The following is a 14,735-nucleotide window of genomic DNA, read 5'->3' as shown; positions in this document are numbered from 1 at the left end:
CGAGGCGGCAGGCTCACGGCCGAGACGAGGGACCTCGCCGGTGTGGCCGAGGCCGAGGGCGGGGCTCGCCCGGTTCGGCAGACCGCGCCGACTGTCACCGCCGGTCCGTGGCGTCGTTGCGGCCGTCGGCCGCCGGCCGCCGACCGTCGGCCGCCGACCGTCGGCCGCCGTGGGTGCGTGCACAGGGTCTGCGAGCCCGGAGGCGTCGCGCAGTCGGTCGGTCATATCCGCCGGGAGGCTCCTCGTCGCAGATCCGTCGCCGACGGGTCAGGCGGGGGTGCGCAGCCCCGTCAGGAGCCGGTCGAGTGCCTGTTCCGCGCCCTGCGGGTCGCCGCCCCGCGCGATCCACAGCGCGGCCTCGTTCATCGCCCCGGAGAGCAGCCGGGCCAGGGGCTCCACCGGCTGGTCGGCGATGATCCCGGCCGCGGCGAGCGCCGACAGGGCCTCGGCGAGGTGCCGGGCGGAGGACTCCTCGTCCAGGGTCCGCCACTCGTCCCATCCGAGCACGGTCGGCGCGTCGACCAGCAGGATCTGCCGGACGGCCGGGTCGGTCCCCGCGGCGAGGAAGGCCCGGCAGCCGGCCCGGAGCTGTTCCCAGAGGTCCTCGTGCCGCTCGGCGGCGGTCGCGACCCGTTCGCCCAGCTCCTGCTGGACCTGGGCGACGACGGCCCGGAAGAGCCCGGCCTTGCTGTCGAAATGGTGGTAGGCGGCGCCCTTGGTGACCCCGGCGGCCCGGGCCACCTCGGCCAGCACCACGTGGTGGTAGCCGTCGGCGGCGAACCGCCGCTGTCCTTCGGCGAGCAGCGCCCGGCGCGTGGCCGCTCGCTGCTCCGCCCGGTTGACCGCCATCGCGCTACCGCCCTTCCCATTTCGCGTACCCGGGGTATGCTAACTCCATAGTTCACATACCTTGGGTATGCGAAATGGATCCGGAGGTCCCGCCATGACGAACGAACCGACCACCGCACCCGCCACCGTCGGGCTCGGCGGCTTCTATCCGGTGCTCGCCACACGCGATGTCTCCGCCTCCCGTGACTTCTACACCCGCCACCTCGGGTTCGAGGTGACCTTCGAGGCCGACTGGTACATCAGCCTGCGCCGCCCCGACGCACCGCAGTACGAGCTGGCCCTTCTCGACCACACCCACCCGAGCGTCCCCGAGGGCCACCGGTCGGCGATCGAGGGCGGCCTGCTGCTGAACTTCGAGGTGGACGACGTGGACCGCGAGTACCGGCGGCTCGTGGCGGAGGCCGGCCTGCCCGCCGTACTGCCGCTGCGCACCGAGGAGTTCGGACAGCGCCACTTCGTCGTCGCCGCGCCCGACGGCGTGCTGATCGACGTCATCACCGTCGTCCCGCCCAGCGAGGAGTACGCCGCCCAGTACAGCGAACCGCCGGTGCCGCGACCGGACCGCGCGTGACGCCGTCGCCCAGGGGCTGAGCACGGCCGGCCGGCCGGGCCGCGGCGCACCCATGCCGCTCCCCTGCCGCTCCCCTGCCGCTCCCCGGTCGACCCCGCCCGGCGGGACCGGCACGCCGGCCGCGCCGAACAAGCCTTTAGGGTTGACCCATGAGCTTGACAGCAGGTCACGAGGGGGGAGCCCGGCCCGGTCCGACGGCATCGGCGGCGGGCTGGCAGGCGCCGAGTGCGGTCGAGCGCGGGCTGTACGAGGCGAAGGTGCGCGGCGACTGGCCCGCGTACTACGACCTCGTCGCACGGGCCGACCTGTACATGATGCAGTCGCGGGCGTACGCCGACGCGAACGCGGACAACACCCGCTTCCACCCGTACTGGAACCCGCAGACCCGGACCATGTGCCTGGCCGTCTACACCGGCGGCATGCTGCCGCCGCCCGTCGCCGATCCGGTCTACAACTGCTACGACCTGGGCTGGTTCGCGAAGGTCTGGACCCAGAACGACCCGCCCTTCCTCGTCGTCAATCCGGGCAGCCCCTGCGAGGGCGTCCTGCCGGCCGGGCCGGAGGGCCGCGCCCTGTGGCAGCGTCACTCCGCCCCGGTGGAACGCCCGGGGCTGGCCCAGGACGTCGTCCACACCCTGGAGGTGGGCGGCCCCCTCACCGGTCCCGTCGCCTGCGGGCTCGCGGCCGGCGCGCACATCAACGTACGCAACGGGCGCTACTGGAACTCGATGGCCTACCACGGCTGCGGCTACCGCGCAGAGAAGCGCACGCTGGAACGCTGGTGGGGCGTCACCACCCGCGCGGAGTGGCAGGACACGCAGGAACAGCTGCTGCGTGCCGGAATGGTCAGCGAGGTCTGGGAGTTCGTCCTGCAACTTCGCCGCTCCATGGCCCTGGACTTCGCGGGCCCCGTCGACGTCGACCACTGGCGCCAGGCCGCGGGGAACGTGGTGCGCCGGCGCGTCGAGGCCGCCGCCGAACCCCGCCTGACCGCGGACGGCGTCGCCCCCGGCCGCACCGTGGGCGCCGCGGAGCTGGAAGGCCAAGTGAGCGGCGTTCAGCGGCTGATCGGCCGCATCGCCCGCTACGAGGCGCGGTTCCGCGCCGACGGCCTGCTGCCCGAGGCGGGCTTCGTACGGAGCGTCGAGGCCTGGGACTACGGCCGGGCCTCCGCCATGGCCCGCTGGGGACTCGCCGCCCGCCTGTGCTCCCTGCAGGAGGCGGAGACGGCCGTGGTGCGGGCCGGCCGTCTCGTCCAGCTCAACTACCGCTCGTGGGAGGACTTCTCGGCCGCCTACGTCCTGGGCCGCTGCCTCCACTTCGACGAGGAGGAGTTCGGCGAGTGGTACGAGACGGTCCTCGCGACCCACCGCGCCCTGACCACGGACCCGGCCGGCCCGTGGCGCACTCTGCCCTGGACCTGAGGATCCCGCCTCAGCGCTCTTCCCCGGCGCCTCGGATCTGCCCGCCGCGTCGGTGGCACGGCAGGGGCCCCGGCAGGCTCCGGTCGGCCCGGGCGGCCGGCACCGGCACCGGCACCGGCACCGGCACCGAGGTCACCTCACGGGACGCGCCAGAGGTTGGCGAAGGCGGCGTTCTCGATGGAGCGCCGTTGCTGTACGGCCGCGAGTTCCGTCACCGCGTCGTTGACGACGGCCAGGACGGTCGTCACCGCCTCGTCAGGGAGGCCTGGCTCGCTCCGGTCTTCGGCGCCGGTTCCGGCTTCGGCTCCGGCGTCGCCGATTCCGACGGCGGAGCCGAGGGCGGCGAGGACGGGCTCGCCCTCCTCCCACCGCCCGTGGGCCCGGCGCCGGACGGGCGTATCGGCCGGCTCCAGCCGGTCGTTGCCGAAGGGCAGCAGGCCACGGCGCCCCCGCGTCAGCTGGCCGGCCTCCTCCAGGGCGGCCTGGTACGTCGCCGCGAGGTCCCGGCCGCGGCGCCACAGCCAGTCCTCGACCCGCTCGTACGGCACCTGCCGGGCGAGCGTCGCCGCCGCCTCGACCAGGAGGGGGTCGTGCGGCTCGGTCTCGGCGCCCGGCACGATGCGGTCGCCGTCCAGGGCCGCGGCCTCCGCTCCGAGGAGGTCGATCAGCTCGGCGCCCGCGAGTGCCAGCGACAGGTCACCCTGTCCGACGGGGCGGTCCGGCTCCTGGTCCACGGCGATGATGAACAGGTCCTTGGCCGTACTCATGAATCCTCCCCATCAAGGTCGGCGGAAGCGGCTCCGCCATCGTCCTCTCGTAGGGCACCAACGCCCGGCACGGCGTCCGCGTTCCCCGCCCCGCCCGGTCCACGCCGATCGTATGGCCCGTGGTCGGGGCGACGCGGGCCGGTCAAGGGGTGTGACGGGAACCACTTGCCTCCTCCCTTCGTAACTCGGTAGAAGTGTCTGATTTCTCGACGTGAGGTTGGTGGGGGATGGATCCGGTATCGGTGGGGCTGCTGGTGGCGCTGGCCGGTGGGGCCGCCGGCGAGGTCGGCCGGCAGGCCTGGGTGGGGCTGAGCGCGCTGGTGAGGCGCCCGCCGGGCCGCGAGGGCGGGCAGGACCCGGCCATCGGTTCCGGGGAGGCGGAACTGACGCGTCTCGCCGCGGAGCCGGGCGATGAGGGCCGGGCGCAGGCGCTGAGTACGGCGTTGGCGGTGCGGGCGGCGGTGGACGAGGAATTCCGTGCCGGTCTCGCTGCTTGGCAGGAGCAGGCCGCCGTGGTGCGGGCCGGGGACGGGGCGGTGACGAGTCACGTCAGTGGCGGTATCCAGCACGGGCCGGTCCTCCAGGGCAGGGATTTCACCCACGTCACCTTCACCGCCGCGCCCGCACCCGCGCCCGCGCCTCCGTCCGCCTCCGGTGGCGTCGGGGACGGCGCGCCGGACTCGACGCGTTGACCGGCCTGGACACCGCCCGCGAGGGCGGTGCGACCAGCAATACGATCACGGGCGGGATCTTCTTCCACGCGGTCGTTCAGGGCCGGGACATCAGCGTGCAGTTACCGCCGGCGATCACTCCGGCGCTGTCCGGGCTGCCTGCCCCGGCCTCCGCCTTCACCGGCCGCGACCAGCAGGTCGAGCGGCTGCTGGCGGATCTGGCCCCCGCCACCGGGGGCGCGGGCACGGGTGGGCGGCGCACGGTGCTGGTGAGCGCGGTGTCGGGGCTGGCCGGCATCGGCAAAACCGAACTCGCCGTCCAGACCGCCACCCGGGCTCTCGGGGAGCCGGGCTGGTTCCCCGGCGGGGTGCTCTTCGTCGACCTGTTCGGCTACGACCCCGGCCGCAGCCTGTCCCCGGAACGGGCCCTGGAAGGACTGCTGCGTGCCCTGGCCGTTCCCGGCGAGCACATCCCGGATGGCCTGGAGGACCGGCAACGCCTGTACCGCAGTGTGCTGGCCGCCTACGCCCGCGAAGGCCGGCGCATCCTCGTCATCGTCGACAACGCCTCCACCGCCGGACAGGCCGGCCCGCTGCTGCCCACCGACGGGGCCACCGCGGCCCTGGTCACCTCCCGTCACACCCTCGACGGCCTCGATGCCCGCCTCCACGACCTCGACACCCTCGACACCGCCGCCTCCCTCGCCGTGCTCGACCGGGCACTGCGCCATGCCCGCGGCGATGACGACACCCGCTTCACCGACGAAGCCGAAGCGGCCACCGTGATCGCCGGGCTGTGCGCGGGCCTGCCGCTCGCGCTGCGCATCGCCTCCGCCGTCCTGGCCGCCTCGCCCGGCCGTCCCGCCTCAGACCTGGCCGCCGCGCTGCAGGCCGAACACGGCCGGCTGGACAAACTCGCCCGCCCCGATCGCGCCGTACGGGCCGCCTTCGACCTGTCCTACGAGCACCTCACCCCCGGTCAGGCCCGGCTGTTCCGGCTGCTGCCCCTCAACCCCGGCCCCGACCTGGCCACCGAGTCCGCCGCCCACCTCGCCGACACCGGTCCCGACCGGGCCGCGGAACTCCTGCAGCAACTCGCCGACGCCCACCTGATCGAACCCGGCTCGTCCTGGGGGCGCTGGCGCATGCACGACCTGGTCCGCCTCTACGCCGACGAACGCGGCCGTACCCACGCCGTCCCCGACCGACGCGACGGCGCCCGCGCCCGCCTGTTCACCCACTACCAGGACTCCGCCCGAGCCGCCGACGCCCACTTGGACACCCTGCCCGGCCCCCGCCCGCGCGGCTTCCCCGATCGCGCCGCTGCCCTGCACTGGCTGGATGCCGAGCACCCCAACCTGACGGCCACGGCCATCGCCGCTCCAGCCCTCGGCCACCCCTCCACCACCGTCTCCCTGGCCTTTTCCCTCGCCCGGTTCCTCGGCCTCCGCCGCTCCTTCGTCGACGCGATCACCCTTGCCACCTCGGCCCTGGCCATCTGCCGGGGACTCGGCGACCGGCACGGCGAAGGCCAGGCGCTGAACAACCTCGGCAACGCCCTGGGGGAGGTTCGGCGGTTCGAGGAGGCGATCGAGATCCACACCCGGGCCACCGCGGTTTACCACCAACTCGGCGACCGGCACCGCGAAAGCCGGGCGCTGAACAACCTCGGCAACGCCCTGGGGGAGGCACGGCGGTTCGAAGAGGCCATCCGCGCCCACACCGACGCCGCGACCGTCTTCCGGGAACTCGGCGACCGGCACGGCGAAGGCCAGGCGCTGAACAACCTCGGCGTCACCCTGCAGCAGGTTCGGCGGTTCGAGGAGGCCGTCCACGCCCACACCCACGCCGGCGCCATTTACCGGGACCTGGGCGACCGCCACCTCGAAGGAACGGCGTTGCTCAACCTCGGTGGCGCCCTGGTGCAGGTGCAGCGGTTCGAAGAAGCCGTCGACACCCAGACTCGGGCCGCCGGCGTCTGCCGGGAATTCGGTGACCGTCACCTCGAAGGAACGGCGCTGAACAACCTCGGCAGCGCCCTGCAGCGGGTGCGGCGGTTCGAAGAGGCCATCGACGCCCACACCCAGGCCATCACCATCTACCGGGAACTCGACAGCCGCCACGGCGAAGGGCAGGCACTGGGCAACCTCGGCGCCGCCTTGATGCTGGTGGGGCGGTTCGAGGAAGCCGTCACCGCCCACACCCGGGCCGCCACCGTCTTCCGGGAACTGGGCGACCGCCACAGCGAGGGGAAGGAGCGAAGCAAACTCGGCATCGCCTTGAGGCAGGTGCGGCGCTTCGGGGAAGCCATCAGCGCCCACGCCGGGGCCGCCACCCTCTTCCGGGAACTGGGCGACCGCCACGCCGAGGAAACGGCGCTGGAGGCCTGGGCCGTCACGCACAACGAGCGTTGGCTGAGGCAGGGCTGACGCTCCGGGGCAGGAACGGACCACGGAGGGTGGCGGACTTCATCTGAGGACAAATGGCTCCCATCCCGGATGAAATCGGCACCCCACGGGCGCCGTTACAGTAGCGACGGCGTCAGTCGGTTCGACCGCAAGGGGGCGGGAACCGCGCGAAGGAGGCTTTGCATGCTCGAATGGAAGCAGATCCGCTCCGGCATCCGTCCCGTGCCCGCTCCGGCCGCGACGTCGAGGATCTGGGCCGTCGCGGCCCTCATCGCCTTCGCCCTGGTCGCCGTGTCCAACTTTCTCGACGGACAGGGGGACCCCACCCTCGATCTGGTCGCGATCTCCGTCACCGTGGCGGTGGTCAGTACGGGAGCGCGCCTCACCGCGGCGCCGGGTACCGCCCTGCTGTGCTGGCTCGTGCTCAATGTCTTCGCCACCGCCCCCATCGGTGCGCTCACCTGGGAGGCGCCGTACGACCTGGGCCGGATCGTCTGCCTCCTCGCGGCCGCGGGCACGGGCACCGTTCTCGCCCGGCTCGCCCACGCCCGGTCCGCGTACCACCGCCTGGCGCCCTGAGACGCGTCGGACCGGGCCCGTGGGGCGCCCGGCCGGGGCGCCGGCGGCCTGCGCGTCTGCCGCCTCTACTCGGGAACAGGGACGGGCCGGACCAGTTCGCGGAAGAAGCGGCGGACGTCGTCCACGAGTGCTTCCGGCTCCTCCATCGCGAGGAAATGGCCCCCGCGGCCGAGTTCGGTCCAGCGCACGACGTTGTGGTCGCGTTCGGCCCAGCGGCGGACGGTCACGTCGTGGGCGGAGAGCAGGACCGCGGTCGGGACGGTCCCCCGCTCCGGCTCGCCCCACTCGGCGGCGGAGACCTCCTCGTAGTAGATCTGCGCGGCCGAGGCGGCGGTACCGATCAGCCAGTACAGCGAAACCGCGGTCAGGATGCGGTCCCGGTCGATGCTGTCCTCGGGCAGCCCGTCCGCCGGGGCGGTGAGCTCCTTGAACTTCTCCACGATCCAGGCGAGCTGGCCGACCGGGGAGTCCGTGAGGGCGTAGGCGATCGTCTGGGGGCGCTTGGAATTGCACTGCAGATAGCCGTCGTTGACGTTCTGCATGGCCTGCCAGCGTTCCTGGTCGGCCTCGCTGAGGCCGTCCGTCTCGCCCTCCGTCCCGACCGGGAAGGTGAGCAGGGCGTTGACGTGGACGCCGATGACCTGCTCCGGAGCCTGCGTGCCCATCCGGGGTGCGACCCAGGAGCCGGTGTCGTAGCCGTGAACGCCGTATCGCGCGTAGCCGAGACGGGACATCAGTGCGGTGAGCACCGACGCCATGCGGGCCGCGCCCATTCCGGGCCCGGCGAGCGGGGTGGAGAAGCCGAATCCCGGCAGTGAGGGAACGACCAGGTGGAAGGCGTCCGCCGGATCTCCGCCGTACGCCCGGGGATCGGTCAACGGACCGATGACGTCGAGGAAGTCGGCCACCGAGCCCGGCCAGCCGTGCAACAGCATCAGCGGCGTGGCACCGGGCTCGGGGGACCGTACGTGCAGGAAGTGGATGTTCTGCCCGTCGATGTCGGCCAGGTACTGGGGGTGGGTGTTCAGCGCCGCCTCGTGCGCTCGCCAGTCGTAGGCGTTGCGCCAGTGATCGGCCAGCTCCTTCAGATAGGCCACCGGTACGCCGCGGCTCCAGCCGACACCGGGCAGTTCCGCCGGCCAGCGGGTGGCGGCGAGCCGGGAGCGGAGGTCGTCCAGCCGGCTCCCGGGGACATCGACACGGAACGAGGGGACGCCGGGAATGTCGGGGATCTGGGGAATCGTGTTCGTCATGACCGTGACGCTACGGATCGCTTAGGCCGGTTCCCTTCCTAAGCGTGCGGCACTCTGGTGCCATGCTGGACACCGCCGGACGGCTGCTGAAACTGCTGTCCCTGCTGCAGACCCCGCGCGAGTGGTCCGGGGCCGAGCTCGCCGAACGCCTCGGCGTCAGCCGCCGTACGCTGCGCCGCGACGTGCAGCGGCTGCGCGACCTCGGCTACCCGGTCCACGCGACCCAGGGCGCCGCCGGCTACCGGCTCGGCCCCGGTGGCAAGCTGCCACCGCTGCTGCTCGACGACGAGGAGGCCGTGGCCGTCGCCATCAGCCTGCGCACCGGAGCCGACGGGTCGGTCCTCGGGATCGAGGAGTCCGCTCTGCGGGCCCTGACCAAGCTGGAGCAGGTCCTTCCGTCACGGTTGCGGCACCGGGTCACCACCCTGCACACCGCCACCGTCCGGGCCGGCGCGGCTCCGGCCCCCAAGGTGTCCGCGGACACGCTCCTGGTCATCGCCGAGGCGTGCCGCCGGCACGAGCGGCTGCGCTTCGACTACACCAGCCCCCGGCTCGGCCCCAGTGTCCGCACGGTCGAGCCGCACAGCCTGGTCAGCTTCGACCGCCACTGGTACCTGGTCGCCTGGGACACCGACCGCGACGGCTGGCGCACCTTCCGCGTCGACCGGCTCGTCCCGCGCACTCCGGCCGGTCCGCGGTTCACGCCCCGCGCGCTTCCGGGCGACGACGCGGCCGCCTACCTGGCCCGCCGTCTGTCGGCGCAGACCTGGCCGTTCCAGGCGACCGTCACGCTGCACGAATCCGCCGCCTCGGTCGCGGACCGCCTCTGGCCCGGCATGGGGGTGGTGGAGCCGGTGGACGACGACCGGTGTGTGCTGCACCTGGGAGCCGACAGCTGCCGCGACCTGGCCTGGATGATCACCTCGGTCGACACCGACTTCACCCTCACCGACGCCCCGCCCGGCCTCGCCGAGGCCCTGCGCGCCCAGGCCACCCGCTGCCTCGACGCCGTGGCCCGGACCCGGACCCCGCCATGGGTCTGACCTGCGCGGACGGCTGCCGGGGACGCGGCGGACGGGGGTCGGTGCGTGCCGCTCCCCGCTGCCGACGGGCCGGAGAGGTTAGAAGATGGATTATGAGCGTCTTCCTGGGACATCTGCGGCGTGTGCTGCCCGGCTCGGCCAAGCGCTCCTCCGCAGGCTCCGGAGGTCCCCGCTCGGAAGACCATCAGGAGCACCGGGAGCCCGCCCGGTCCCGGGCGGGCAGGGCCCGGCGGCCGCAGCGGCTGTCCTCGCTGCTGAGCGCGCGCAGCGTGGCCGGCGAGGTGTTCCTCCTCCAGCTCGTCGTCGTGGTGCTGCTCGTGGCGGCCGCGGTGGTGGCGCTCGTGGTGCAGGCCCGCAGTGACGCCATGCTGGACGCCCGGCACCGTACGCTCGCCGCCGCCGGCACGTTCGCCGAGTCCCCCGGGATCGTCGCCGCCCTGCGCAGCCCCAACCCGAGCGCGCTGCTGCAGCCGAGTGCCCAGGCGGCCCGGAAGATCGCCGGGGTGGACGGCATCAACGTCTACACGCTCGACGGTCTCACGATCACCCACAGCGACCCGCGCCAGATCGGCAAGCACGTCGTCGGCCCGTTCTCGAAAGCCGCGGCCGGCACGTCCTTCACCGAGACCTTCGAGGGGTCCCTCGGGCAGTCGGTGGTCTCGGCGGTTCCGGTGAAGGACTCCGAGGACCGGGTCATCGCCGTCGTGGCCTCCCCGGTCACGGTCCAGAACGTGCAGAGCATGGTGAACCGGCAGCTGCCGGTCGTCATCGGCACGGCGGCCCTGGTGCTGGCCCTGTCGGCGGGCGGCACGGCCCTGGTGAGCCGGCGGCTGCTGCGCCGGACCCACGGTCTGGGGCCGGCGGAGATGACGAGGATGTACGAGCACCACGACGCCGTGCTGCACGCGGTCCGGGAGGGCGTACTGATCATCGGTGGTGGCGGGCGCCTGCTGCTGGCCAACGACGAGGCGCGGCGGCTGCTGGACCTGCCGGCGGACGCGGAGGGGCGCCCCGTCACGGAGCTGGGCCTGGAGGAGGAGATCGCCGCGTCGATCGCCTCGGGCCGTTCCGCGACCGACGAGCTGCATGTGGCGGCCGATCGGCTGCTGGCGGTCAACATCCGGCCCACGGCCCCCTTCGGGCAGGCGGGGACCGTGGTCACCCTGCGCGACACGACCGAGCTGCGGGCGCTCTCCGGGCGGGCCGAGGTGGCCCACGAGCGGCTGAAGCTGCTCTACGACGCGGGGGTGCGCATCGGTACGACGCTGGACGTGAGCCGCACCGCCGGGGAACTGGCGGAGGTGGCGGTCCCGAGGTTCGCCGACATCGCCTCGGTGGACCTGCTGGACCCGGTGCTGCACGGCGACGAGCCTCCCGAGCCGGGCACCGAGATGCGCCGCACCGCCGTCGTCGCCGCTCAGGAGCCGCATCCCCTGTACCAGGTCGGCGAGCTGATCAGGTTCGTCCCGACCAGCCCCATGGCGATCGGGGTGGCCGGCGAGCACTCGGTGCGGGTGGCGGACCTGCGGGTCACCCGGGAGTGGATGGCCCAGGACCCGGTCCGGTCCCGGCGCATGCTGGAGCAGGGCGTCCATTCGGTGATCGCCGTCCCGCTGCGGGCCCGCGGTGTGCTGCTGGGGATGGCGGGCTTCTGGCGGGTGGACCCCTCGCCGGCCTTCGAGGAGGAGGACGTGTCCTTCGCCGAGGAGCTGACCGCACGGGCGGCGCTGTCCATCGACAACGCCCGCCGCTTCACGCGTGAGCACACCATGGCCGTCACGCTGCAGCGCAGCCTGCTGCCCCGCGGCGTACCGGACCAGTCCGCGGTCGAGGTCGCCCACCGTTACCTGCCGGCGCAGGCGGGGGTGGGCGGGGACTGGTTCGACGTGCTCCCGCTGCCCGGCGCGCGGGTCGCGCTGGTGGTCGGCGACGTCGTCGGGCACGGGCTGCATGCCGCCGCCACCATGGGCCGGCTGCGCACCGCGATGCACAACTTCTCCACGCTCGACCTGCCCGCCGACGAGCTCCTGAGCCATCTGGACGAGCTGGTCGCCCATATCGACACCGACGAGGGCGCCGGTGAGCAGGAGTGGCAGGGCCTCACCGGCGCCACCTGCCTGTGCGCCGTGTACGACTCCGTCTCGGGGCAGGTGACCGCCGCGACCGCGGGCCACCCGGGCCTGGCCGTCGTCCACCCCGACGGCACGGTGTCGTTCCCGGAGCTGCCGGTCTCGCCGCCGCTGGGCCTGGGCGCCGGCATGCCCATGGAGACCGCGTCGCTGACCGTTCCCGAGGGCGCCCAGCTGGTGCTGTTCACCGACGGGCTGCTGGAGAGCCGCGACCGCGACGTCGACGCGGGTCTGGCGGTGCTGGGCGCCGCCCTGGCGGGGCCGGCCGGGTCGCCGGAGGAGACCTGCGCCGCGGTGATCGACGCGATGCTGCCCAGCGGGCAGAGCGACGACATCGCGCTGCTGGTGGCCCGCACGCGCCGGCTGGATCCCGAGCGGATCGCCGAGTGGGACGTGGCGTCCGATCCGGCGGCGGTGTCCCCGGTGCGCAACGCCTGTGCCCGCCGGCTGGCGGAATGGGGTCTGGAGGACATCGCCTTCACCACGGAGCTCATCCTGAGCGAGCTGATCACCAACGCCGTCCGCTACGGGACGCAGCCCATCCGGGTGAGGCTGCTGTACGACCGCAGTCTGGTCTGCGAGGTGTCCGACGGGTCCAGCACCTCCCCGCACCTGCGCCGGGCCGAGGCCACCGACGAGGGAGGACGCGGTCTGTTCCTCGTCGCCCAGTTCGCCGAGCGGTGGGGCACCCGCTACACCGCCCGCGGCAAGATCATCTGGAGTGAGCAGGCCCTCCACGCCGAGCCCTCGGCGGCCGGGGAGGACCTGGGGGCGGCGCTCCTCGCCGCCTGGGACGACGAGGCGTTCTGAGTCGCGCCGGTAGCTCGGCCGGAGGACAGGTGGTGGGCGCGCACCGCTGGGACTGCGTTGTCGCGGCTGCCGCACGTACGCTGGCATCGGATCAGTACGTGCCGCCCGTTATGGAGCCTTTGTGCCCGCACCTCGTCTCCGGACAGCCGCCGTCGCCGCCTGCCTCGCCCTCGCCGCGGGGCTCCTCGGCGCCTGCGGAGACAGGCCCCCCGCCGCACCCAGGCCGCCCGCGGTGGCCACGTCGGCCGCGGACGCGGGCGGTATGGCGGCGCTGACCGAGGCCGCCAGGAAGGAGGGGGCGCTCAATACCATCGCGCTCCCGAGGGACTGGGCGGGCTACGGCGCGCTGATCGACGGCTTCGAGAAGAAGTACGGGATCGAGGTCACGGTGGAGAACCCGGACGGCACCAGCCAGGACGAGGTCAACGCCCTCAAGGAGCACCGGCGCGACGGCAGCGCCCCCGACGTGATCGACGTGGGCGGCACCTTCGCACCGTCCGCGGCCCGGCAGAACCTGCTCGCCCCGTACGAGGTCGTCCCGTACGACGACATCCCCGAGGACCAGAAGGACCCGCGGGCCCGCTGGTACAACAACTACGGCGGCTACGTCTCGATCGGCTGCGACGCACGCCGCGTCACGACCTGCCCGTCGACCTTCGCCGATCTGCGCAGGCCCGAGTACAAGGGCCAGGTCTCCCTCAACGGCAACCCGACGAAGTCGGGCTCCGCCTTCGCCGGGGTGTACGCGGCGGCCCTGGCGAACGGGGGCTCCTTCGACGACATCCGGCCCGGCATCGACTTCTTCGCCGGCCTCAGCGAGAGCGGCAACTTCATCGCCGTCGAATCGACACCGGCCACGATCGAGAAGGGGCAGACCCCGATCAGCATCGACTGGGACTTCCTCAACCTCGGGTACGCCGAGGAGTTCCGCACGAAGGGCGCGGATGTGGACTGGCGGACCGCGATCCCCTTCGACGGGAGTTTCGCCCAGTACTACGCGCAGGGGATCAACAAGAACGCCCCGCACCCGGCCGCGGCGCGGCTGTGGCAGGAGTACCTCTTCAGCCCGGAGGGCCAGAACCTCCGGCTCGCGGCCTACGCGCGCCCCGTCCTCATGGAGGCGATGGAGGAGAACGGCACCCTCGACAAGAGGGCGGCGGAGAAACTGCCGACGGTCGAGGGCACGCCCACGTTCCCGACGGAGGCGCAGCAGGAGAAGGCGGCGAGGACCGTCGACCGTACCTGGGAGAAGGCCGTCTCGCCCTGAGGAGCGGGCCGGATCGTACGGATCGTACGGAGCGTCCGGTCAGGACCGGTGGTGGCCCGGCCGGATGCCCGCCGTGGCCGCCCGGGCTGCGGCGGCCGCGGCGCGGACCTACGCTGAACCGGTGACCGGCTGCGCCGGAGGGCAGGGTGCCACCTGCCGCCGTCCGGCGGCGGCCCGAGGGAGGTGACGCCCGATGTCCGCACCCCGGGCAGCAGCCGCGGCCCGCCGCGCGGCTGCGGGAACCGTCTGTCTGATCGTGTTCGCGAGCGCCGGCACCGGCGCCGCCCTGGCCGACGACAACGGCATGGCCGACAAGAGCGCGCAGGCCGTCGCCGATGCCTCCCGCAAGGCGATGTCCGAGGTCACGTCCATGCGCATGGTGGCCAAGGTGACCGAGAAGGCGGGCACCACCGGCCTGGACATCCGGTTCGACGAGGCGGGCAACTGCGTCGGCACCGTCACGCCTCCCGGCGGCTCCGGCAAGGCCGACGTCATCAAACGCGGCACCGACGTGTGGATGAAGCTCGACGACGAACTGCTCCGCGCCCAGGTGCCGGGCCCCGCGGCCGAGGACGCGATCGCGCTCATCAACGGCCGCTACCTGCACGGCACCACGGACAACATCATGCTGCGCGACTTCGCCCAGTTCTGCGATCTCGACTACTTCAAGCGGGAGTTCTCCTCGAAGCCGGCGAACGAGCAGCTGCAGAAGGGGGCCCGCACCACCGTCGACGGCCGTCCGGCCATCACGGTGACCGGCAAGCGCGGCGGCGACACGGGCACCTACCTGGTGTCGACGCAGGACGAGCCGTACCTCCTGCGCATCCAGGGAGCCAAGGCGTCCGGGGAGCGCGTGGAGGCCACCTTCTCCGCCTTCGACGAGCCCGTCCGCCCCCAGCCCCCCGCGCCCGCCGACTCCGTCGACCTGTCCCAGCTCCGCTGACGCGCCCCGCGAAGGGAACCT

12 protein-coding genes are annotated in these 14,735 nt (G+C 73.2%); 9 read left to right on the top strand and 3 right to left on the bottom strand.

The genetic code is table 11. The features are described from left to right. Positions 1 to 267: 267 nt before the first annotated feature. On the bottom strand, positions 268 to 849 hold the full coding sequence (locus tag NRK68_RS29690) for a TetR/AcrR family transcriptional regulator (protein ID WP_183064097.1): 582 nt from the start codon (positions 847 to 849) through the stop codon (positions 268 to 270). Positions 850 to 943: 94 nt separating this feature from the next. Here NRK68_RS29690 and NRK68_RS29685 point away from each other — a divergent pair, with 94 nt between their 5' ends. Both NRK68_RS29685 and NRK68_RS29680 read left to right on the top strand, forming a co-directional pair. After that, positions 944 to 1,420 (top strand): VOC family protein, encoded by a 477-nt coding sequence (locus NRK68_RS29685; RefSeq protein WP_257857258.1) that lies wholly within the window; start codon positions 944 to 946, stop codon positions 1,418 to 1,420. Between the two features lie 149 nt (positions 1,421 to 1,569). Then, positions 1,570 to 2,844 (top strand): DUF1266 domain-containing protein, encoded by a 1,275-nt coding sequence (locus tag NRK68_RS29680; protein WP_257857257.1) that lies wholly within the window; start codon positions 1,570 to 1,572, stop codon positions 2,842 to 2,844. Between the two features lie 137 nt (positions 2,845 to 2,981). On the opposite strand, the gene NRK68_RS29675 is transcribed toward NRK68_RS29680, so the two are convergent. After that, a complete protein-coding gene (locus NRK68_RS29675) occupies positions 2,982 to 3,611 on the bottom strand; it encodes a GOLPH3/VPS74 family protein (protein WP_257857256.1) in 630 nt (209 codons plus the stop codon). Positions 3,612 to 3,838: 227 nt separating this feature from the next. Here NRK68_RS29675 and NRK68_RS29670 point away from each other — a divergent pair, with 227 nt between their 5' ends. The 3 genes from NRK68_RS29670 (at position 3,839) to NRK68_RS29660 (ending at position 7,269) form a co-directional block, all read left to right on the top strand. Next, positions 3,839 to 4,303: a hypothetical protein gene (locus tag NRK68_RS29670; RefSeq protein WP_257857255.1), complete on the top strand. Its 465-nt coding sequence runs from the start codon at positions 3,839 to 3,841 to the stop codon at positions 4,301 to 4,303. Next, entirely contained in the window at positions 4,300 to 6,711 is a 2,412-nt protein-coding gene (locus NRK68_RS29665; protein ID WP_257857254.1) for an ATP-binding protein, read from the top strand. The genes NRK68_RS29670 and NRK68_RS29665 overlap by 4 nt, the downstream gene beginning before the upstream one ends. A 162-nt stretch (positions 6,712 to 6,873) precedes the next feature. Then, entirely contained in the window at positions 6,874 to 7,269 is a 396-nt protein-coding gene (locus tag NRK68_RS29660) for a hypothetical protein (RefSeq protein WP_183064087.1), read from the top strand. Positions 7,270 to 7,334: 65 nt separating this feature from the next. On the opposite strand, the gene NRK68_RS29655 is transcribed toward NRK68_RS29660, so the two are convergent. Then, positions 7,335 to 8,522 carry an epoxide hydrolase family protein gene (locus NRK68_RS29655; RefSeq protein ID WP_257857253.1) on the bottom strand — a complete coding sequence of 396 codons (1,188 nt, stop codon included), beginning with the start codon at positions 8,520 to 8,522 and terminating at the stop codon, positions 7,335 to 7,337. Positions 8,523 to 8,584: 62 nt separating this feature from the next. On the opposite strand from NRK68_RS29655, the gene NRK68_RS29650 reads away from it, so the two are divergent. From NRK68_RS29650 to NRK68_RS29635, 4 genes are all read left to right on the top strand, one after another. After that, positions 8,585 to 9,565, top strand: a complete 981-nt coding sequence (locus NRK68_RS29650) for a helix-turn-helix transcriptional regulator (protein ID WP_183064085.1) — start codon at positions 8,585 to 8,587, stop codon at positions 9,563 to 9,565. Positions 9,566 to 9,657: 92 nt separating this feature from the next. Next, on the top strand, positions 9,658 to 12,504 hold the full coding sequence (locus tag NRK68_RS29645) for a SpoIIE family protein phosphatase (protein WP_257857252.1): 2,847 nt from the start codon (positions 9,658 to 9,660) through the stop codon (positions 12,502 to 12,504). A 121-nt stretch (positions 12,505 to 12,625) separates the two neighbouring features. Beyond that, on the top strand, positions 12,626 to 13,771 hold the full coding sequence (locus NRK68_RS29640; protein WP_257857251.1) for an ABC transporter substrate-binding protein: 1,146 nt from the start codon (positions 12,626 to 12,628) through the stop codon (positions 13,769 to 13,771). 193 nt (positions 13,772 to 13,964) lie between these two features. After that, entirely contained in the window at positions 13,965 to 14,714 is a 750-nt protein-coding gene (locus NRK68_RS29635; RefSeq protein ID WP_183064082.1) for a hypothetical protein, read from the top strand. The last annotated feature ends 21 nt before the right edge of the window (positions 14,715 to 14,735 follow it).

This window comes from Streptomyces yangpuensis, from assembly GCF_024666385.1.
Lineage (GTDB): Bacteria > Actinomycetota > Actinomycetes > Streptomycetales > Streptomycetaceae > Streptomyces > Streptomyces yangpuensis.
Note: the sequence above shows the minus strand (reverse complement) of the source record. Positions and strands in the feature narration are given on the sequence as shown.

Bases quoted from the DNA above. Each gene is read 5' to 3' on its own strand.
- NRK68_RS29645 (WP_257857252.1), top strand. From the start codon at position 9,658: ATGAGCGTCTTCCTGGGACATCTGCGGCGTGTGCTGCCCGGCTCGGCC.
- NRK68_RS29670 (WP_257857255.1), top strand. From the start codon at position 3,839: ATGGATCCGGTATCGGTGGGGCTGCTGGTGGCGCTGGCCGGTGGGGCC.
- NRK68_RS29650 (WP_183064085.1), top strand. From the start codon at position 8,585: ATGCTGGACACCGCCGGACGGCTGCTGAAACTGCTGTCCCTGCTGCAG.
- NRK68_RS29655 (WP_257857253.1), bottom strand. From the start codon at position 8,522: ATGACGAACACGATTCCCCAGATCCCCGACATTCCCGGCGTCCCCTCG.
- NRK68_RS29635 (WP_183064082.1), top strand. From the start codon at position 13,965: ATGTCCGCACCCCGGGCAGCAGCCGCGGCCCGCCGCGCGGCTGCGGGA.
- NRK68_RS29675 (WP_257857256.1), bottom strand. From the start codon at position 3,611: ATGAGTACGGCCAAGGACCTGTTCATCATCGCCGTGGACCAGGAGCCG.
- NRK68_RS29660 (WP_183064087.1), top strand. From the start codon at position 6,874: ATGCTCGAATGGAAGCAGATCCGCTCCGGCATCCGTCCCGTGCCCGCT.
- NRK68_RS29685 (WP_257857258.1), top strand. From the start codon at position 944: ATGACGAACGAACCGACCACCGCACCCGCCACCGTCGGGCTCGGCGGC.
- NRK68_RS29690 (WP_183064097.1), bottom strand. From the start codon at position 849: ATGGCGGTCAACCGGGCGGAGCAGCGAGCGGCCACGCGCCGGGCGCTG.
- NRK68_RS29680 (WP_257857257.1), top strand. From the start codon at position 1,570: ATGAGCTTGACAGCAGGTCACGAGGGGGGAGCCCGGCCCGGTCCGACG.